Origin of the sequence: Marinitenerispora sediminis (genome assembly GCF_003336425.1) — a bacterium.
GTDB classification, from domain to species: Bacteria; Actinomycetota; Actinomycetes; order Streptosporangiales; family Streptosporangiaceae; genus Marinitenerispora; species Marinitenerispora sediminis.
On the sequence record NZ_QEIO01000119.1, the window covers coordinates 1 to 17200 of the forward strand.

The window sequence follows — 17200 nt, forward strand, 5'->3', positions numbered from 1 at the left end:
GCACCCGCATCCCGAAGCGGGACACCACCTGGCACCCCGGCCGAGAGGGCATCGGCCTCGACAGCGACACCGGCGAGGTGGTCGCCATGGCCCCCGGCCGCAAGCTGATCGCCGGAACCTCTGGCGCCGGCAAGAGCGTGCTGCTGCGCGTGGTGATGGCCGGGGGCGTGTGCTCCGAGGAGCCCACCGCCGTCGTCTACATCGACGGCAAGGGCGAGGAGTCCGCGCTGTGGGTGGGCAAGGCGCGGATCGCCGTCGAACCCGAAGAGATCCTGGCCGTGGTCCAGGAGCTGCTGGCCGAGGGCAGAGTCCGGCGCGACCTGATGCGCGCCGAGGGCGTCGCCAACTTCACCCCGACGCAGGAACGGCCACGTCTGCTGGTGGTGGTGGATGAGGGCGCCGAGATCATCGCGATGGATGACCCGCAGAACGACCTGCCCCTGCTCAGGGGGCTGCGGTCGCTGGCCCGCACCGGCCGGTCGCGGTGCATCGACGTCGTGTGGTGCACCCAGAAACCCACCCTCGGTGACGGCATCGACCGGCAGATCAACGGCGTCATGACCGACCGGGCGGTGCTGCGCACCGCCGGGGAGACCGAGAACCGGCAGGTCCTCGGCTCAGAGTGGCACTCCCACGAGCTAACCGGGGCCGGTCAGGTCTACATCAAGGACGAGAGCGGACGCGGCCCCGACCAGGCCCCGGTGCTGGTGTGGGACCTCTCCGACGACGCCCAGGTCGTCAAGGCCTTGCCGGACCGGGAGCCGTGGTCCTACCAGGGGCCCCAGATCACCCTGTCCGATGACGACGAGGACCAGGACGACGCGGACGTGGCCGAGGACTGGATGGGCGTGCAGCGCGACGTGCTGCGGGCGCTGCGCGACAGCGGCGAGGCGCGGTCCTCGGAGCTGGCACGGGAGATCGGGTGCTCGGACAGCGCCGTGAAGCAGGCGCTGTCCGAGCTGCGCGCCGCCGGCCGGGTCGAGAAGGGGCCGGGGCACCGCGCCCCCTGGCGGCTGCTGCACTGAGTAACCGGCCACGCTATCCGGCCACCAACTGCACAAGAAGGGGTCACCCCTTCTGACCTGCAGATTGACCGATCCGGCTATCCGGCCACTGGCCGGTGGCCGGATCCCCGCCACGAGCGATTTCCCAAGATCCGTAGGGGTTTTCGAATCAGCTACCGCCGGTGGCCGATTCTCCATTCGGCCAGCGCCCTACTGGCCGATTCAATGATCACACAGCGTAACCAAGGAGTGGAAATGTCCCTGCGTCCCCGCGTCACCGCCGACGCCGTGACGGAGCTGCTGCGCGAGCACTTCCGCCTGGCCGACTGGGTGGCCACCCGCGCCGACGAGCCGGCGGCGTGGCTGATCTCCCGCACCCGGGCCTGACCCGGTCGGCGCCTCTACCGCCCCGGCCGCACGGCCGGGGCGGTGGGGGGACCACTCGGTCCACATGCCCCCGAGATCCCGGCCCGCCGTCCGGCGGCCCGGACACCAGCGAGCCCCGACCGCCAGCCTGGACAGCATCGGTCGGGGCTCTACCCCCAGAGAGGGCGAGCCCCATGGTACGCAGCATCCTGGACGTCATCCGCCGTGCCCTGATCTGTCACCAGTGGTGCCAGCAGTGCTACATGCACGAGGCGATCGTCAACGACAACGGCAAAGCGCTGTGCGGCGGCTGCTTCAACAGCCGCTGAAGCCTCTACCTGCCCCCGGCTTCGGCCGGGGGCATTTTCGTGCCTTGACCTGCACACAAAGTCAACTTTGTGACTTGGTGCAAAGCGGCACAGTCGAAAAGTCGAGTAGCTGCACAGGTGAAAAGGTGCCTTGCTGGCAAGATAGGGCCGACTCAGCCGACCCATGGAAGAGGTATCCATGACGGACCAGGCGACCCGAGCCCACACCGCCATCACCCGCCACGGCTCCCAGCCAATCGAGCCGGGACGTACCACGGCGGTGATCAACCAGAAGGGCGGGCAAGGCAAGACCACGACCACCGTGGAGAAAGCCACCCGCCTTGCCCAGCGCGGCATGAAGGAGGGGAAGCCGACGCGCAGGGTGCGCGTCATCGACGGCGACGGCCAGGACGGCTCCCTTACCGCGATCCTGATCCCGCAGTGGCAGGACACCCCGCCGGCCGAGCGATGGGAGCTGGCCGACGTGATGCTGGGCCGCTGCACGCTCGATCAGGCCACGTGGCCCACGATCGTTCCCGGCCTGGACGTCGTGCCCAGCTCCGAGGCGGTGAACCAGTTCAGCCGTGTGGCCACCGACCCCGGCCGCGAGTGGACGCTGCACGAGGCCATCGAGGACTCGAAGCGCGACTACTACGCGACCTTCATCGACTGCCCGCCCGACCTGGACGAGATGACCCTGGCGGCACTGGTGGCGGCCGACGGCATCATCATCCCGATCAAAATCGGCGGGCTGGACTTCAAGGGGCTGGCCCAGCTCAACCGCACGCTGGCCAAGGTCCGCAAGAGGTTGCGCCCCGACCAGGTCACGCACGCGATCATCGTCACCCAGCGCCAGCAGAACGGGCTGACCGACGACGTCATCGACCAGCTCCTGGCCGACTTCCCTGATGCTCTTCACGCGACCGTGCGGGCCACCATCCGCGTGGGAGAGGCCGGCTTCGCCGAGCAGCCGGTGCTGCTTTTCGCCCCCGAGTGCACCGCGGCCGTCGACTACCGCGAGATCGCCGACGTTCTGTTTGTAGATGGGGAAGCCGCGTGAGTCAGCGCCGTCGTGTCACCGTGAAATCGAGCCAGCCTCAGGAGGAGAGGGGATTCATAGACGAGCTGTACGAGAGCCCCCGCGAGGCCGCCGCCCAGGCCGAGAAAGAGCGGGCCGAGGCGGCAGCGAAGGAGGAGCCGTCCACCCCGGCCGCGGTGCCCGGCCCGCGGCACGTCCCCCCGCCCATGTCTCTGGCCGAGATCCAGCAGGTCCCCAAAACCGACCGCCGGCCGACCAACTTCGCACTCCCACATGCCCTTGAGTTGCACCGGCGGATGACCTACTTCAAAGTTGACCACGGCGTGCAGATCCAGGACCAGATCACCGCGGCCGTGGACGCGTGGCTACGCAACCAGGGCTACTGACCTGCACAAAGCCAGAAAGCCAGCTCTGTCCCCAGACACAGAGCTGGCTTTCTGGCTTTACGACTACCTGCACCACCGCAAAGGTAGCTCCAGGAGAGCTACCAAGCTGACTATGCGACTCTTTGGAAAGCTGACTTTGTGACGGAGGCGAGCGGTCGAGCGAAGGTCGGACGACGCCCTCGGAGGTGATGGCCGGATGCGGCCATACAGCGCTTACCAAGTCATAAAGTCAGCAAGCTGGGGAGCTGACTTTCCAGAAAGTCGCCTTTGTGTGCAGGTTAGTCGGTGGTCGATGCACGTCTGGAACGTCGTACCCGCCGTCGATGCTGACAGCAACACCCTCCACCACTGAGACGAGGAGCCCCCCGTGGACGACGCCGACGCCATGGCCACCATCATGAAAATGCTGCGGATCCCGGACGGCCCGCCCCCGGCGGCCGTGCTGCCCGCGCCGGTGCCGCGCAGCGACGCGATGCTGGCCTACGTCACCGTCACGCGCGCCATGGACCACCTGAACCACAGCGGTCTGGCGTGGATCCACCACCGCACCCAGCCGTCACGTGGCCGCCGGTGACGTAAACCGACGTTCCGGATCACCGGTCTGCGTGCGTACCGGCACACCGCGTGCCGGTACACCGGTGGCTGAGGACTGGTAGTACCAGGGGGCTACTCGCCCCCTGGACCCCTCGAACGGATCGCCGCACGGAACCCGGCGCGACACCGCGTGCGCGGGGGTGCGGACCGATCGCGCCGGAACCCGCACGGCCTCAAAACCGCGGTTACTCGCCGCTGGGGTTCGGGACTCGCGGTGGCGGGTGACCCGGACAGCGCGCGGCCCCTTTCAAAAATCCGCCCCGAGATGAGGCGATCCGACCTCGGGGACGTACTCGATGGCCGCGATGTCCAGCACGACCTGGCGGGCGGCCAGGGCGTCACCCCGCGCCCGGTGGCCGCCCCCCAGCGGGCCGGGCCTGGAGCGGTGGGCCTGACCACGCCAGGCCATGGCACACCCCCACGTCCAGTCCCGGGCGCCGGGCAGCCCGTAGCGGGCCGCAGCCTGGCGGATCAGCCGCCGGTCGAACTCCGCGTTGTAGGCGAGCACCGCCCGCCCGGCCACCGCGGCGACCAGGCGCGGCCACACCTGCGGCCACGTGGGTGCCGTGGCCAGCTCGCCGTCCGTGATGCGGTGGCGGCGCCGGGCCCCGGGCTCCACGGCCACGCCGTCCGGGGACACCAGCGTGTCCAGCAGCACGGCGCCGGTGGCCAGCTCCACCACCGCGACCTCCACGATCGCCGCGCCCGCCCCCAGCCCCGTGGTCTCGGTGTCCAGGACCACCGCCCCACCGGCCAGCGCACGCCGGGCCGCGGCCACGGCCCGGTGCGCCGGCGGAGCCAGATCCACCAGGCGCCGGTAGACCCCGGCGGGGTGGGCGTGCAGGTCCGCGCGCAGCCCTGCCGGATCAGGGCGCCCGTCCGGCCGAGGCGGCCAGTCCAGCAGCCACCGCCCGGAGTGCGGCCGGTAGACGGTGGCCACCTCCAGGCCGTGCGTGATGGCCAGGTGCGCCGCGTAGTCGCGGATGGCCGCGCCGGGCGGGACGCTCCGGCCACTGGCAGGGCCGTGGCCGGAGCGGCTGGCCAGTCTGGCCACGACGTCGGCCGGGACGGCGTCGATCTCGCCGCGGTCGTACAGCGGCCAGCCCTCGAAATATCCGGCCACGGACAGGTGGCCGCCGGCCACCAGCTCTCCGATATCGGCGGTGCGGATCGGCCAGCCGGTCCGCACCGCCAGGGCGGTCGCGGTGCGGGCCGCTCCTACCGGCCGTAGCAGCTGTTCGGGGGGCGTCATGGTCCCCTCCTCCCTCGGTGTCGGGCTCCCCCAGCATCGCGCCGACGGCCCCGCCGCGCAGGCGATCCCGGCAGGAGCGTCACCGGCATCCGCGCGCGTCGACCGGTCGAGGCTCGCCCTACGCGCGCGGAGGCGCCCCGGTGCGCCGGGCGGCGCGGTGGGCGCGCTGGCGGCAGGCGTCTCCGCAGTAGCGGCGGGGCCGGCCCGCGCCACCGGCCGGGACGGCCGGCAGGGGTTGCCCGCACCCCCCGCACACCACCGGCGGCGCGGCCGGGCCGGGATCGACCTCGGCGGCCAGGGCCTCGATCCGGCGCGCCGCGGCCGACAGCCGGCGGGCGTCGGCCGGCGCGCCGTCCCCGCCGACGTCCAGGACCTCGGCCAGGTCCTGGTGCAACGCGGCGGCCGCCGCGCGCAGCCGGGAGGCGACCCGTCCGAGGTCGCCCTCGGACGGCATCAGGTCGGCGAGCAGGTGCGCGCGCTGCTCCGGTGTCGGCGGGTCGTCGTAGGCCAGGACGGCGACCCGCTCGGCCGTCTCGCGCACCCGCGCCACCAGCTGCGCGAACTCCCGAGGTGCCTGGTGGTTCACCCGTCCGAGCCGGTTGCGGCCCCGCTCACGCGCCCGCGCGTCGGGCTCTGCGCCCAGCGCCTCCCAGCGCTCGGCGACGAGCACCTGGCCGCCGACCGGTCTGGCCTGCCGGGCCAGCTCGCCGAGCAGATCCAGCCAGCGGACCGCGGTACAGGTCCGCTCGGCGCGGCGGTGGCGCAGCAGCGTCGGATCCGCCTCCACGGTGGCCGCCGCCAGCTCCAGGGCGGCGGCCACCGTCCGGTACCCCTCCGCCAGCCGCGGGTGGCCGCCGGCGTGTTCGCCGGCCAGCGCCACCATCTGGTCGCGTTGCTCGCGCAGCGCGCCGATCACACGGGCACGATCCATCCCCACCCCCAATTTCGTTACGGGATTCGTGACGGCCACGCTACCCGACAGGCCCGGATTGCGTGACGGCTTTCGTGACGCCAGGGTGTCGGTTCCAAAAATCGGCCCTCGAATGAGAGTCCGACAAATAGGGCATTCCTGACCACCGATATGTGAACCTTATCGGCGGTTGCGACAATACTTGATACTGAAGCAAGCCCCGCAACAGTGAGTGGCGGACCGAGCCGCCGCCTCGACAACACCCCGTCCCCTCAACGCCCAGATCGGAGGCGAGTGATGCCCTGGACCTACAGCGCGGCGCACTCTCCGACCGAGCCCACTGACCGCCTGGTGATGCGGATCGCGGAGCTGCTGACCCGCGACGGCGTGCTGGACCCCGGCGACCCGGTCGAGCTGGACGGGGTCGGCGCGGAGGCGACCGCCCTCGTCCACGTGCGCGGCGCAGACGGGGTGCGGAGGCGCATGCGGATCAGCGTGCAGCGCTGGTAGTCCCTGAGGAGGACCGCGCACCGCCCCCGCCGGCCGAAGCCGTGCGGGGGCGGTGTCGTGTCCGGGGCGTCGCGCCGGGCGCTATGAAAGCGGTACGAGGCGCGGGCGCTGGCCGACCTCGGCCGGGCGCGCGCCGACCTCGGTGACTCCATCACCACCTCGGATCCGGCCTGGACGTGGTGGGTGGACGACAACGAGGTCGCGGGCCACCAGGCGGAGGCGCTGCTGGTGCTCGGCGACGCCGACGCGGCGTTGGAGCGGCTGCAGCAGTGCGTCCGCACGGTGGGCACCCAGCGCGGCGAGGCGTTCTACCGGGTGCAGTTGGTGCGGGGGTGGGCATCGGCGCGGGCGTGGCGGGAGTGTGAGGAGGCGCTGCTGGAGGTGCCGCCGCTGCTCGCCCAGGTCGCATCGGGGCGCATCCGCCGCCGGCTGGCCGAGGCGCTGCGGCAGATCCGCCGCGACCGCCAGGCGCCCGGCTGGGTGCGGGACACCGCCGCCGACGTTGCTGGTGACCTGGGGATTGTCACCGGTCACCACTACCGGTCACCAGGAGCGACGTCGTAGCGTCACCGCATGGCTACCGCACACGCCGAAGTCTCAGACCTGTGTTTTTCTCCGCCGCCGCGCGCGGCCGGCCGTCTGCGCCGCTACGCTCCCGCGTCGCGCCCGGCCGAGACCGGCCCGGGGCGTATCCCGGACTACGTCGTCTTCGCGGCCGTCGCGCTGCGGCACCGCGAGTGGGAGGTCACCCACCAGTCCGACACCGATGTGCCGTACCGCGCCCGGCACTGCAGCGGCGCCGTCACGGCCGAGGCGGACGACGTGGCGCTGCTGGACGTCGTCCTGGAGGCGTACCGGCCGCCGGCCAGCGTCCGCGCCCGTACCCGCGGCGAAGGCGCGGCCGGGTGAGCGTCGCCGGGACCGTCACCGTGGTCGAGGGCCAGGAGCTGGCCGAGCCCGGCGCGCTGGCGGTGACCGCCGCCACCACGGACGGCGGCGGTCTGGTGGTCGAGGTGCGGTTCGGGGCCGGGGTGGTGGTCCGGCTGCCGCTCGGTGACCGGGAGTCGGTCGACGTCGCCCAGCGGATCGAGGCGGCGGGACAGCGGGCCGTGGATCTGCTCCGCCACCCGGACAAAGCGGCGGCGGTGGCGGCGGTGGCGTGCCGCCGGGCAGCCGACGAGCGCCAGGCCGACGAGGACCCGTCCCCGCCGGCTTGATGGACTCCCGCCGCGCCATGTGGGGTGGGAGCGGCTCTGGTGATGCCGCTTCTACCCCGGGTTACTCCCCCTGACCGGATGGCCGCGCGGGCCGCTTCGCGCCGGGGGCGTGCCGGATGTGCCGGGTCGAAGCAGAGACCCCGAAGGGGTCTCTAGGGGTCCGCAGGGCACCTAGAGGCGACGTCGACGCTGACCCGGCACATCCGGCACGCCGACACCGAAACGCCTGACAGGAAGCCGTTTGTGATCCGGCACGGAGGGGTGCCGGATCAGCTGGAGACTCCCGGATGGTCCGGCACGCATTCGGACCTGGAGACGATCCGGTACAGTCCGGAACGCCCATTTTTACGTTGTAAAGAAAGAGTTTCGTTGTCCTGATTGCCCGCTGCTGGCGTCAACCGCACACTCAGTAGGAGCGGTCGGCAGTCCGCGTTCACGGCGACTTCGAAGCCGGGCATCCTCCAGTGACTGGCGAACCAGCGCCAGGACCTCGGCCCGGTCGGACTCTCCACCGCCACCGCCCGCGGCCGCCGCCTTCGCGGCGGCGAACGCAGCCGCCTCCTCCTCGATCGCGGCCTGCTCTTCGGGGGTGAGCTGGTCTCCGCGCACTTCCTGGCCGTCGGTGTCGGTCCAGGTGTCACTCTCGGCGTCGTAGGCCCACTCCACTAGCGTCCCGTCCTCGATCCAGCGCAGCCGCTCCTCCACCACGCACTCGGCGCACCGGCCCGACCGCGTGCGGTCGCACTCCGGGTGCGTCTCGCACAGCGGCGGCCGAGCCGCCGGCACCGGCAGCAGCCGCCCGCCGAACTCGGGCTGGGCGACTTGGGCGAAACCCTCCGGATCGGCCAAGCGCGTCGCCAGCGCCCACTGCTTGCGGACGTTGTGCAGGCCGCGCGAGGTGATCTCGCGGAGCCGCTGAGGCGTGATCCCTCGGTCGAGGGCGGACTGCGCGAGAGCCACCAGACGCCCCCTGTCGCCCTGAGGATCGGCCAGAGGGGCGGCGTGTGCCGTGTCGGCCAGCAGGCCGTCCACGATCATCTCGGCGACCGAGGACGGTGTCTGAGGCGGCACGGGCGGCGCGTCAGCGCCACCGGGCGCAGCGGCCGGCGGGTTCACCGCTGACGTCGAGTCCCATTCCGTTCCGTCCGTCTCGTCAACGTGTGGCGACTCCTCCTGTGGTTGAGCATCTACGGACGGACGGACACCAGGGTCAGGCTCACGAGGGTCAGGCTCCAAGGGGTAGTGGGTCTCTGAGACACCGCCCCCCATGTCTGAGAGACCCACCCCCCCATGTCTCTCAGACATGGGGGGGCTGGCGAGAGTGCTGCCCGTCTCCTCATCGCCATCACCGACGAGGTCCTGGATGGAGTACAGCGACGGCTGCTGCTCCGCCCACTCGGCGTCGGCCTGGCGCCGGTCCTTGCGGCGCCGTTGAGGGGCGGACTTGCCCTTGTCAGACCTCTCCTTCGGTGGTTCGCCGATCAGCCCGGTGATGTCGGGGCGCGACTGCGACGTGATCGCGGGCCGTCCCCGGTCTGCCCGCATCCGGTTGATCCGGGCCAGGTCGTCGGGGGCGTAGGCGGACGCGGGGATCAGCAGTTCCAGAACCATGGGGGGCTGCTTGGGGTCGTAGGCGGCGCCGGCCGCGTCCAGGGCGCGGACGGCCTCGTCTACGCCGAGCTTGCGGACTACCCGGTAATCGCACAGCGTCTTGATGGCCCGCTGGGCGCTGCTGCGAGAGATGTGACATGCCCGCTCAGCGATGGTCTCGTAGACAAGCCAGCAGTAGCAGCCGTCAGGGTCCACCACGTCCGCGATCACCTCAGCAACGACGTGGAGGGCCGGAGTGGCGCAGTCGAGCTGCTTCACCCACAGGTACGGGGAGAACTTGATTTGGTACGTCTTGCGCACACCAGCGCGCGTCACGAGGTCACCTTTCCAGGCGACACGATCCCGGCCCGCTGACCTGTCGTACCGATTGGGTACGATGGTCTCTCAAGCGATGGAGCGGTGGCCAGCCAGTGATCATGTCAGCCGCTTCGTTCGGCCGGGAGCTGCAACTCCCGGCCTTTTTCTTTTGGGGCCATCCTGCCGCATCACCGCGTGTCACCGCGTCATCGGCACATGGCCACTAGTAATCGCAGAGTGAGCTACGGCGTCCAGTCGATGACCGCCGCGTCATCACTCCGCTTGTAGCGTGGCCACCGGACAGCACGCGGATCCTGGGCCTCCAAGCGTCGCGTCTCCGCGATCAGGGCGCCGGGGCCGCAGGAAGCAAGCAGGTCTAGAAGGCCAGGCCAGGACAGCGCGTCGAACGTGTCGACCAGTCGTGTTGCGCCGTCGGTCAGCAGGGCCACATGCCGCACGCAGGCGATCGGCCACGTGCGCGTGACGGCCTGGTCAGCGACGTCGGGGTCAGCTTGGACGACCCAGTAGCCTCCGTTTCGATTACGGAGCCGTTGCTGCACGCGGACCAGATCGGCGACGCGTCGCTCTCGCTCCGGGCCGGCCGGGGCGGCCAGTGCGGCCTGACTCTCAGACCGGGCCGCATCGTCCACCCGGCTATCGCTGAGCACGTCCACCACGTTCTCCGTGGTCGCGACGACCACGGAGGAGTCCGCCACGACGAGCGCCTGGAGGTCGTCGCCGCACCGCCGGGCCACCGCGACCGTGGTCGATGGGGTGGCCGGGTGCGACAGGTCGCACGTTTCCTCGTGCAGGGCAGCCACCTCACGGATGGCCGCAGCCAGAGCTTGCCGGAGGGTGACTTCCGGCTGTGAGGCGTGAGTGAGCAGTCGTGGCCCGAGTTGGCGGACGAACCACGGAGTTCCGTGGCGGCAGGAGGTGCCCTCGGGGGCTGACAGGCCGTCAAGCACGACGACGGCGGTGTCGGTGGCGCCCGCCCAGTCCTCCATCGGCCGTGCCGGGTTTCCGGGAGCGGTGGCCATGGCGATCACGCGGCAGCTCCGCGGCGGTAGAGGGGGGTCACTCGCTCGCTGCCGGTGATCTGGAGAGGGTCGGTGGTGTAGGTACAGCGGATCAACGTGGAGAACCGGCGGCGCCCTACTTCCCTGTACACCTCCGCGAGGTGGTGCGTGAGCCAGTGCGTGACCCCCGTGGCACCCACGGCGTGGATGCCCGCCAGGTAGACGAATGTCCCGCGCGCGTCTGGACGCGGCAGCCTACCGAGGTAGGCATAGTCGGCACGTTCGCCGGCGTCCATCGGAGAGCGGTACACGATGCCGGTGACCTGGTCCTGCAAGTACCAGCCCGATTCGTCGCGATCGAACGCGATGTGCGGGTCACTGGCGAGGATCTGCCCAATCATCGGCGACAGTCGAGGACCGCAGATGACTACGAGGTTGTCGCGGTTGAGGTCGATCATTCCTGGAGGCGCCACGGTTTCGTACGACGCCTCCAACCTCAGCTCGCGCGCGAGGCCGGAGAGCATGTCGAAGGCCGCCAGGTCTTCTGTGGCGACGGCCGGTCCGGCCGGGCCGTGATCCTTGGCCGCTTCCCGCTTCTCCCCGACCGCGATCGTGAGCCTTCCGGAGCCGAGAAAAGCCCGCTCCGGCGGCGGAGACGCTTTTATCAGCTTGCCGACCATCTGCCGGCTGATATCCAGCTGCCGCCCGATCTCGGTCTGCTTCATACCTTGAGCGATCAGCTCTTCGACGCTCTCGCGGCGGATGCGCAGGAGCTCGGTGGTTACCTCCTGAAGGTCGGTAACCGCCTCGTGTGCGCGCTTTGTTCGTTCTAGTGGGTCGCTGATCTCAGCAATCTCCGTGGCGAGATCAGAGAACCGTTGCGTGACTTCCCGCATGGTCAGCCTTCCATCTAATGTCAACGGGGGTTGCACTCTACATGTTGCAACAGGGGTTGCGAAACCCCGGTGGTCTGTCGTACTGTCGTCTCGCACCGCAACCGGGGTTGCACTTCGATAGTAGCCCCTGGTTGCTGAAGACCCGGTATGAACTGCGCTTCCGTCTCGGAGGTGGGTGCGCAGTGGCGCTGCTGGTCCCGCGTGCTTGACAACTCAACAGTGCGTCGTGAAAAAGCCGCAGATCAGCCCCCTGGCGGGGGGTGAACGGGCGACGTCCCCGCCGGTGTGGCGGGGGTGCCAGGGAGCGCCCTGGTCGGGGTCGCGCCGATGACTGCGCCATAGATACGTGACTCTGTGCGTCCGTGTGACGCCGGTGCGCATCCACCCCTCGGGTGGTGCGTGGCCGGGGCTGCACGGCCCCCGGGCACCACCTGGTGCCCGGACAGCAGGAGGCCCCGCCCGGGATGCGCCCCGGGCGGGGCCGATCGGGTCCCAACGAAGGGAGACGACCCGATGATGACGATTCTGTCCCGCCCGACCGTGGAGGCGGGGGACGGGCTGGCGTTCCTGAGCGAGCTGGTCCAGGGCACCGCCCCGGCCCTGTGGGTCTACGGCCCGCTGCCGGGTGAGGACCTGGAGGACACCGTCACGCGCCGCGAGATCGCCCGCGGGTTGGCCGAGATGGTCGCGATCCGCTGGTCGACGGCCCGAACGGATGCCGCCCCGTGATCGAAACGCCGCTGGCGCTGGTGCTCGGAGCCCTGACGGGCTCCATCCTCACCGCGCTGCTGCTGGGACACCTCACCGCCGCTCTGGCGGTGCTGCTGGTCGGCGGTGCCGCCGCCTACGCCTGGTGGGGGCCGTGATGGTCACGCCGTGGCCGTGGTGCGGCGAGGCCACGCGGCTGGACCGCATGACCGACGAGGAGAAGCAGGCGGCGAGGGACCGGATCCTCGCCGAGCGCGAGGCGCGCGAGCAGGCGCGCCGGACCTCCAGGGACGGAGACGAGAAGAAATGACTTCTACTGACGTGCTCGGATACGGCGCCATCACCGTGATGGCCCTGTGCTGGCGGTGGTCGTGATGAGGAGAGACCTGGACCATCTGGCCCGCGGCCGGGTCCGTACGGCCGCGACCGATCGGCAGGCGACGCGCGCACGGCTGGACGCTACCGATGAGGAGAACCGGCGGCTTCGCGCCGCGCTGGTCCTCGTCCAGCGCGACCGCGACGCCGCGCTGGCGGAGCTGGCCAGCCTGCGCGAGCTGGTCGACTCGCTGCCCCGTGAGGGGTGGCGGGCGTGATGGAGCTGATCGCGGCGGCCCTGCCGGGCAGGGCCGCCGCCCGCGAGGAACTCCTAGAAGCCGAGTCGGCCGGCCGAGTGCAGGCCGAGGAAGAGCTGGCGCGGGTGCGCGCGGTCCTGGGAGTAGTGGACCGCGAGCGGCGCCGGCAGGCCGCCGAGCTGGACGCGGTCCGCGACGTACTCGCCGAGTCCCGCGAGGAGAACCGGCACCAGGCCGCCGGACGAGCCAAGGCCGAGACCGAACGCGACGCGCTGGCCGCCCGGCTGGACGCCGTGGTGGCGGTGTGGGGCGAGGACGTCCACGCGGTGGCCGCCACCGCCGCGCAGCCCGGGATCGACCCCCTGCTGCCGTGCGTGGCCCTCTACCACCGGCTGCTCGTGATCGGGTACGCGCTCGCGCACATGGCCGCGACCACGACATACGAGATCGAGCGCCGCGAGTGCGAGGCGCTGCACGCCGAGGTCCGCGCGCGCATCAAGGCCGCCCTGGTCGACCACCCCACCAACGACGGGCTGCTGCCGCTGCTGGAACGCATGACCCGCCTCGACCCCGCCGACGACATCACCACAACGAGAGAGGACGAGCAGTGAAGACCCTCAAGAAGAAGGAGGAGGCACCGGCGGCGCCCGACGACGACCGTCAGGCCCGGGCCGACAGCGCCCTGGACGACTCCGCCCCGCCGGAGGCCCCCGAGGCGCCGGTGCAGCCGGAGCCCCGCACGGAGCGATCGCCCGACGAGCCGCCGACGGGGTGGTGGTCCTGGTTGACCCCCTTCCGGCTCACGATCGGCGCGGCGGCAGTGCCCTCTGCGGTGGCGCTGCCGTGGGCGGCCACGGCGGTCGCGGACACCGTCCCCGCCCACCCCGCGGTCGCGGTGACCGTCGGGGTCGTGTTCGACGTGATGCTGATCGGCACGGTCGTGCTGGCGTGGCTGGCTCCGGCCGTGCGCCGCGAGGCGCAGATCCTGGGCTGGGCGGTGGCCGCGCTGGCCTCCACCGCGATCGCCCTGCACACCGGCGCCTCGACGGCGCTGCTGTTCGCCACGACGCCGCTGCTGTCCAAGGGGCTCTGGCACCTGGTGGTCCGCATGCGCGCAGCCGACGAGCAGGCCGAGCAGGACGCTGCAGAGCGAGCGGAGAAGTCCCGCCGGGAGCAGCAGGCCGAGCAGGAAGCCGCCGCCGCCCGCGTGGAGGCTGAGGAAGCGAAGGCCGAGCAGGAGGCGGCGGAGGCCGCCCAGGCGGAGGCCGACGCCGACAACGCGAACCTCACCGTCGAGCAGCGCCGCGAAATCGCCGATGTGCTCCGCAAGGCCAAGTTCGAGCGGGAGATGGCCAAGGCCAAGGCCGACATGGCCAAGGCCGAGATCGAGGCCGAGAACGAGGTCCTGATGGCCCAGGACAGCGCGGAGGCCGAGCGGCTGAGGCTGCGCTACGAACTGGCCGCCGAGGTCGGTGGGCGGCTGCCCATCCAGATGCTCGCGCAGATGATGCCGGGGCTGGCCGAGGTGACCGAGGTGCCCACCCGCAAGGACGGCACCACTGCCGCGATCGAGGCCGGGAAGAAGCGGACGCCGGCGGAGCGGGACCGGCGGATCCAGGCGACGGCACAGCGCGGCCTCGACGCGATCGAGGACTGGCTGGACAGGCCCGACGACGAGGACGGCGACGGTGGAGGAGAGGGGGGTGACACCCCGCCTGTCACCCCCCCTGTCACCCCGTCTGGCCAGGCGAGCCGCCCCGACACCGGGGAGGGTGACACCCTGCCCGCCGCCCCGGGTGACACCGGGGGCGACACCCCGCCGGACTCCGAGGAGATCGGCCGCCTCAACGAGGCGCGGGTGCTCGCCGCGATCCAGGAGCACGGCCCCGCGGTGAGCACGAACCAGATCGCCAAGTTGGTCGGGCTGTCGCGCACGACCGTGACCAAGCACCGCTCCACGCTGGCCGAGGCCGGACACCACGTGTACGCGCCGAAGCAGAACGCCTAACCACCAGGGGGCGCCCGCAGGGGCGGGCGCCCCGCCCCACCGTCCGGTGGGTGACCAGACCGGCCCGCGCACGCGGCGGGACGGCCTGTCCACCACCCGGACCTCACCGAGGCGACCGCCGAGAGCGCCCACCAGGCGCCGGTGACGCGAGGCACCCCCGTGCACGCGAGCCGGCCGCCGGTCGGCGACGAGGCAGCGCCCGGACCGGTCCACCGATCCGAACCCGACAACCGAGAGGAGACGCCGATGGCCCGAGACGAGGACCCCGGCCAGGAGGTGGCGTGATGGCGACAGCCCTGCACCGCCCGGACGTGCGTCAGCGGCTGGTCGAGACCGCCCAGGGCGAGACGTGGGCGCTCCGGATGGAGTGCCCACACCCCGACTGCGAGCCCGGCCCCGCCCACGCGGGCGTGAGCCGACAGGCCATGGCGCGGGCCGAGGCCGACGTGGAGGCGCACCGCCAGGAGGTCGCCCCGCCCGAGGGGGAGCGGTGCCGGGACCCCCGGCGCCACCGCACCCGGCAGTGGTGGGACCACTGCACCCTGTGCGCCGACCAGCTGGCGCTGCCCGGCATGGAGCCGGACGCGCTGACGGCCGAGGCGGCGGCGTGACGCCGCCGCCGAACTGACCAACTGCGGGGGCGGCCCTACGTCCGCCAAGACCCAGCCGCCCCCGCTCCCAGAAGAGGAGATCCCAGCATGCACCACCCCGACCCGACGCCGCTGCCGCCCGGCCGGCACCGGCGCGACCACTACGGGACCGGCTGGGTCCGGCTCGCGTCCGACCCGGCCGCCGCCCGTGACCAGGCCCAGCGCGCGCTGGGCCGCCCGATCCCCCCGGCCACCGCCCCGCGCACGGCCGCCTGACCTCGAAGGACACAACTCAAGATGTTCGGTTTTTTCGCGATTACGGCGTTCGGTGCGGCGTACTGGCTCGACAAGAAGATCCGCATCAAGGTGTGGGGCGGCGTGATCCCGCTGCTGGTCGGGCTGGCCGGGTCCATGCTGCTCTACCGGTCCGCGCTGTCCCAGACCATGGTCGGCTGGGCGAATTCGGTGGTCGAGCCGATGGCCAGCCAGTTCGGCTCCATGATCGGCGAGCCGCTGCCGATGGCCGCGGTCTACGGCGTGCTGTGCATCGGCGGGGCCGCCGTCACCGTCATGGACCTGATCAAGGACCACAAGTACAACCCCATGGCGATTACCGCGTTGATCATCACCCCGGTTGCCGCGCACGGGTCGGCCGGAGGCTGGCTGCCCGGCGTCATCGACGCCATCCACATGGCCGGCGCCGCCATGGTGGCAGGTTTCGTCGGCGTGACCGTCGGCGGATGAGCCGCTGGAGAGGGGCCGCCACGGCGGCCCCTCTCTCCCGTTCCCGCGTGATCACGGAGAGGAGCCTGTGATGGCACGTCAGACCAAGCAGCGGCGGCACCTGAGCGTGGTGCCCGGCGCCGAGGACGCGCCGCACCCACCCACCGACACAGCGGAGCCGGAGCGCGTCGAGGCGCCGCTGGAGCCCACCGCCGTCTACGCCAGCGAGGCCGCCACGACCCGCACGGCCGCCGGTGCCGCTGAGCGAGCCCGCCACGTGCTGGCCACCGGCCACACCTACGCCGCTCTGGCGTGGCTGCGCTACTGGGACGTGGCCATGGGCTACGTCATGGACCCCGAGCTGCGGCAGGAGATGGTCGACCAGGCCGAGCGCGACCTGGACCACAAGCGCGTCGCGGCCGCGAAGAAGGCCCGGCGCGCCCTGAGCCCGGAGGACAAAAGGGCTGCTCAGCGTGAGATCGCTCGGCTGGAGCGCCGCTGCGTCTCCGAACTCGAAGTCGACGCCCGCACGCTCGCCGCCCGCTCGGGGCGGCTGCTGCGCAGGCTGGCGCTGCCGGCCGCCGTGGTCGTCGGCCCGGTGCTCATGGCCGCCAACGGGATGTGGATCGGGGTGCTGATCTGGCCGGCGGCGTGGGGATGGCTGGCCGTGCAGGGCCGCGCCCACGCTATCGCCGAGGGCACCACGACCGCCACCGAACTGCCCCCCACGGCCGTGGCCGGAGCGCCCCGCCCGCCCGCCGTCACCGGCGCCCTCGCGAACCCCGCCACGGCGTCCGGGGCGGCGCAGCCGACCCGGCTGGTCGGCGCGACCGTCGCCGAGAGCCGGATCCTGGAGCGGCTGGCCGACTGGCCCACCCACACCCAGGGCCGCGGGCTGGACGGGGTCACCCCGAGTGTGCCCACGCTGGATGACTCGGGGATCGCCGTCGTCATGCACCTGTCCGGCACATGGACGCCTGCCCAGCTCGACAAGAAGGCGGGGCTGCTGCGCGCCGTGCTCAAGATCCCCACCCGCACCAGGATGGAGATCACCCCCGGCGACGCTGGTGATGAGGCGCGGGTGCGCATCCGCACCCGCATCCCGAAGCGGGACACCACCTGGCACCCCGGCCGAGAGGGCATCGGCCTCGACAGCGACACCGGCGAGGTGGTCGCCATGGCCCCCGGCC

General features: G+C 71.7%; 25 protein-coding genes. 20 read left to right on the top strand and 5 right to left on the bottom strand.

Annotated elements, in window-relative coordinates; translation table 11 throughout:
• The 6 genes from DEF28_RS19950 to DEF28_RS19965 all read left to right on the top strand — a co-directional run.
• Positions 1-1025, top strand: a 1025-nt coding sequence (locus DEF28_RS19950) for an FtsK/SpoIIIE domain-containing protein (protein WP_114446196.1), incomplete at its 5' end; no start/stop codon positions are given.
• A 234-nt stretch (positions 1026-1259) separates the two neighbouring features.
• Positions 1260-1391 (top strand): hypothetical protein, encoded by a 132-nt coding sequence (locus DEF28_RS28845; protein ID WP_258862244.1) that lies wholly within the window; start codon positions 1260-1262, stop codon positions 1389-1391.
• 173 nt (positions 1392-1564) lie between these two features.
• The gene (locus DEF28_RS28850; protein ID WP_258862245.1) at positions 1565-1699 is read left to right on the top strand and encodes a hypothetical protein; all 135 of its coding nucleotides are present in this window, start codon (positions 1565-1567) and stop codon (positions 1697-1699) included.
• A 178-nt stretch (positions 1700-1877) separates the two neighbouring features.
• Positions 1878-2738 carry a ParA family protein gene (locus tag DEF28_RS19955; RefSeq protein ID WP_158562881.1) on the top strand — a complete coding sequence of 287 codons (861 nt, stop codon included), beginning with the start codon at positions 1878-1880 and terminating at the stop codon, positions 2736-2738.
• 20 nt (positions 2739-2758) lie between these two features.
• Positions 2759-3103 (top strand): hypothetical protein, encoded by a 345-nt coding sequence (locus tag DEF28_RS19960; RefSeq protein WP_147280184.1) that lies wholly within the window; start codon positions 2759-2761, stop codon positions 3101-3103.
• 367 nt (positions 3104-3470) lie between these two features.
• Positions 3471-3677 (top strand): hypothetical protein, encoded by a 207-nt coding sequence (locus DEF28_RS19965; RefSeq protein ID WP_114399218.1) that lies wholly within the window; start codon positions 3471-3473, stop codon positions 3675-3677.
• Positions 3678-3944: 267 nt separating this feature from the next.
• Here the strand turns inward: DEF28_RS19965 and DEF28_RS19970 are convergent, their stop codons facing one another.
• Complete coding sequence (locus DEF28_RS19970) at positions 3945-4949, bottom strand: 3'-5' exonuclease (RefSeq protein WP_114399219.1); 1005 nt, start codon at positions 4947-4949, stop codon at positions 3945-3947.
• A 118-nt stretch (positions 4950-5067) separates the two neighbouring features.
• Complete coding sequence (locus DEF28_RS19975) at positions 5068-5880, bottom strand: hypothetical protein (protein WP_147280185.1); 813 nt, start codon at positions 5878-5880, stop codon at positions 5068-5070.
• A 276-nt stretch (positions 5881-6156) separates the two neighbouring features.
• Here DEF28_RS19975 and DEF28_RS19980 point away from each other — a divergent pair, with 276 nt between their 5' ends.
• The 4 genes from DEF28_RS19980 to DEF28_RS19995 all read left to right on the top strand — a co-directional run bounded on the left by DEF28_RS19980 (position 6157) and on the right by DEF28_RS19995 (position 7586).
• Entirely contained in the window at positions 6157-6369 is a 213-nt protein-coding gene (locus DEF28_RS19980) for a hypothetical protein (protein WP_114399221.1), read from the top strand.
• Positions 6370-6552: 183 nt separating this feature from the next.
• On the top strand, positions 6553-6933 hold the full coding sequence (locus DEF28_RS19985) for a hypothetical protein (RefSeq protein WP_114399222.1): 381 nt from the start codon (positions 6553-6555) through the stop codon (positions 6931-6933).
• 9 nt (positions 6934-6942) lie between these two features.
• Positions 6943-7278 (top strand): hypothetical protein, encoded by a 336-nt coding sequence (locus DEF28_RS19990; protein ID WP_114399223.1) that lies wholly within the window; start codon positions 6943-6945, stop codon positions 7276-7278.
• The gene (locus DEF28_RS19995) at positions 7275-7586 is read left to right on the top strand and encodes a hypothetical protein (RefSeq protein WP_114399224.1); all 312 of its coding nucleotides are present in this window, start codon (positions 7275-7277) and stop codon (positions 7584-7586) included. The genes DEF28_RS19990 and DEF28_RS19995 overlap by 4 nt, the downstream gene beginning before the upstream one ends.
• A gap of 345 nt (positions 7587-7931) precedes the next feature.
• Here the strand turns inward: DEF28_RS19995 and DEF28_RS20000 are convergent, their stop codons facing one another.
• The 3 genes from DEF28_RS20000 to DEF28_RS20010 form a co-directional block, all read right to left on the bottom strand.
• Positions 7932-9497 carry a hypothetical protein gene (locus DEF28_RS20000; protein ID WP_114433292.1) on the bottom strand — a complete coding sequence of 522 codons (1566 nt, stop codon included), beginning with the start codon at positions 9495-9497 and terminating at the stop codon, positions 7932-7934.
• Positions 9498-9736: 239 nt separating this feature from the next.
• Positions 9737-10534, bottom strand: a complete 798-nt coding sequence (locus DEF28_RS20005) for a protein phosphatase 2C domain-containing protein (protein ID WP_233515426.1) — start codon at positions 10532-10534, stop codon at positions 9737-9739.
• A 5-nt stretch (positions 10535-10539) separates the two neighbouring features.
• The gene (locus DEF28_RS20010; protein ID WP_114399227.1) at positions 10540-11409 is read right to left on the bottom strand and encodes a sigma-70 family RNA polymerase sigma factor; all 870 of its coding nucleotides are present in this window, start codon (positions 11407-11409) and stop codon (positions 10540-10542) included.
• Between the two features lie 513 nt (positions 11410-11922).
• Between DEF28_RS20010 and DEF28_RS20015 the strand changes: the two genes are divergently transcribed.
• The 10 genes from DEF28_RS20015 to DEF28_RS20045 form a co-directional block, all read left to right on the top strand.
• Complete coding sequence (locus tag DEF28_RS20015; protein WP_114399228.1) at positions 11923-12138, top strand: hypothetical protein; 216 nt, start codon at positions 11923-11925, stop codon at positions 12136-12138.
• Entirely contained in the window at positions 12135-12275 is a 141-nt protein-coding gene (locus DEF28_RS27630) for a hypothetical protein (protein ID WP_158562882.1), read from the top strand. Before DEF28_RS20015 ends, DEF28_RS27630 begins: the two co-directional genes overlap by 4 nt.
• Entirely contained in the window at positions 12272-12427 is a 156-nt protein-coding gene (locus tag DEF28_RS27635; RefSeq protein WP_158562883.1) for a hypothetical protein, read from the top strand. The genes DEF28_RS27630 and DEF28_RS27635 overlap by 4 nt, the downstream gene beginning before the upstream one ends.
• A gap of 64 nt (positions 12428-12491) precedes the next feature.
• Positions 12492-12710 carry a hypothetical protein gene (locus DEF28_RS20020; protein ID WP_147280186.1) on the top strand — a complete coding sequence of 73 codons (219 nt, stop codon included), beginning with the start codon at positions 12492-12494 and terminating at the stop codon, positions 12708-12710.
• On the top strand, positions 12707-13300 hold the full coding sequence (locus DEF28_RS20025) for a hypothetical protein (protein ID WP_147280187.1): 594 nt from the start codon (positions 12707-12709) through the stop codon (positions 13298-13300). Before DEF28_RS20020 ends, DEF28_RS20025 begins: the two co-directional genes overlap by 4 nt.
• Positions 13297-14697, top strand: a complete 1401-nt coding sequence (locus tag DEF28_RS20030) for a helix-turn-helix transcriptional regulator (protein ID WP_114399231.1) — start codon at positions 13297-13299, stop codon at positions 14695-14697. The genes DEF28_RS20025 and DEF28_RS20030 overlap by 4 nt, the downstream gene beginning before the upstream one ends.
• A 284-nt stretch (positions 14698-14981) precedes the next feature.
• Complete coding sequence (locus DEF28_RS20035; RefSeq protein ID WP_114399233.1) at positions 14982-15308, top strand: hypothetical protein; 327 nt, start codon at positions 14982-14984, stop codon at positions 15306-15308.
• An 87-nt stretch (positions 15309-15395) separates the two neighbouring features.
• A complete protein-coding gene (locus DEF28_RS27640; protein ID WP_158562884.1) occupies positions 15396-15563 on the top strand; it encodes a hypothetical protein in 168 nt (55 codons plus the stop codon).
• Positions 15564-15584: 21 nt separating this feature from the next.
• Complete coding sequence (locus tag DEF28_RS20040) at positions 15585-16031, top strand: hypothetical protein (protein ID WP_114399232.1); 447 nt, start codon at positions 15585-15587, stop codon at positions 16029-16031.
• A gap of 70 nt (positions 16032-16101) precedes the next feature.
• On the top strand, positions 16102-17200 hold a 1099-nt coding region (locus DEF28_RS20045; RefSeq protein ID WP_199493408.1), incomplete at its 3' end, for a hypothetical protein.

Coding starts and splice junctions, on each gene's coding strand:
- DEF28_RS28845 (WP_258862244.1), top strand. CDS start 1,260: ATGTCCCTGCGTCCCCGCGTCACCGCCGACGCCGTGACGGAGCTGCTG.
- DEF28_RS28850 (WP_258862245.1), top strand. CDS start 1,565: ATGGTACGCAGCATCCTGGACGTCATCCGCCGTGCCCTGATCTGTCAC.
- DEF28_RS19955 (WP_158562881.1), top strand. CDS start 1,878: ATGACGGACCAGGCGACCCGAGCCCACACCGCCATCACCCGCCACGGC.
- DEF28_RS19970 (WP_114399219.1), bottom strand. CDS start 4,949: ATGACGCCCCCCGAACAGCTGCTACGGCCGGTAGGAGCGGCCCGCACC.
- DEF28_RS19975 (WP_147280185.1), bottom strand. CDS start 5,880: ATGGATCGTGCCCGTGTGATCGGCGCGCTGCGCGAGCAACGCGACCAG.
- DEF28_RS19980 (WP_114399221.1), top strand. CDS start 6,157: ATGCCCTGGACCTACAGCGCGGCGCACTCTCCGACCGAGCCCACTGAC.
- DEF28_RS19990 (WP_114399223.1), top strand. CDS start 6,943: ATGGCTACCGCACACGCCGAAGTCTCAGACCTGTGTTTTTCTCCGCCG.
- DEF28_RS20005 (WP_233515426.1), bottom strand. CDS start 10,534: ATGGCCACCGCTCCCGGAAACCCGGCACGGCCGATGGAGGACTGGGCG.
- DEF28_RS20010 (WP_114399227.1), bottom strand. CDS start 11,409: ATGCGGGAAGTCACGCAACGGTTCTCTGATCTCGCCACGGAGATTGCT.
- DEF28_RS20015 (WP_114399228.1), top strand. CDS start 11,923: ATGATGACGATTCTGTCCCGCCCGACCGTGGAGGCGGGGGACGGGCTG.
- DEF28_RS20020 (WP_147280186.1), top strand. CDS start 12,492: ATGAGGAGAGACCTGGACCATCTGGCCCGCGGCCGGGTCCGTACGGCC.
- DEF28_RS20035 (WP_114399233.1), top strand. CDS start 14,982: ATGGCGACAGCCCTGCACCGCCCGGACGTGCGTCAGCGGCTGGTCGAG.
- DEF28_RS27640 (WP_158562884.1), top strand. CDS start 15,396: ATGCACCACCCCGACCCGACGCCGCTGCCGCCCGGCCGGCACCGGCGC.
- DEF28_RS20040 (WP_114399232.1), top strand. CDS start 15,585: ATGTTCGGTTTTTTCGCGATTACGGCGTTCGGTGCGGCGTACTGGCTC.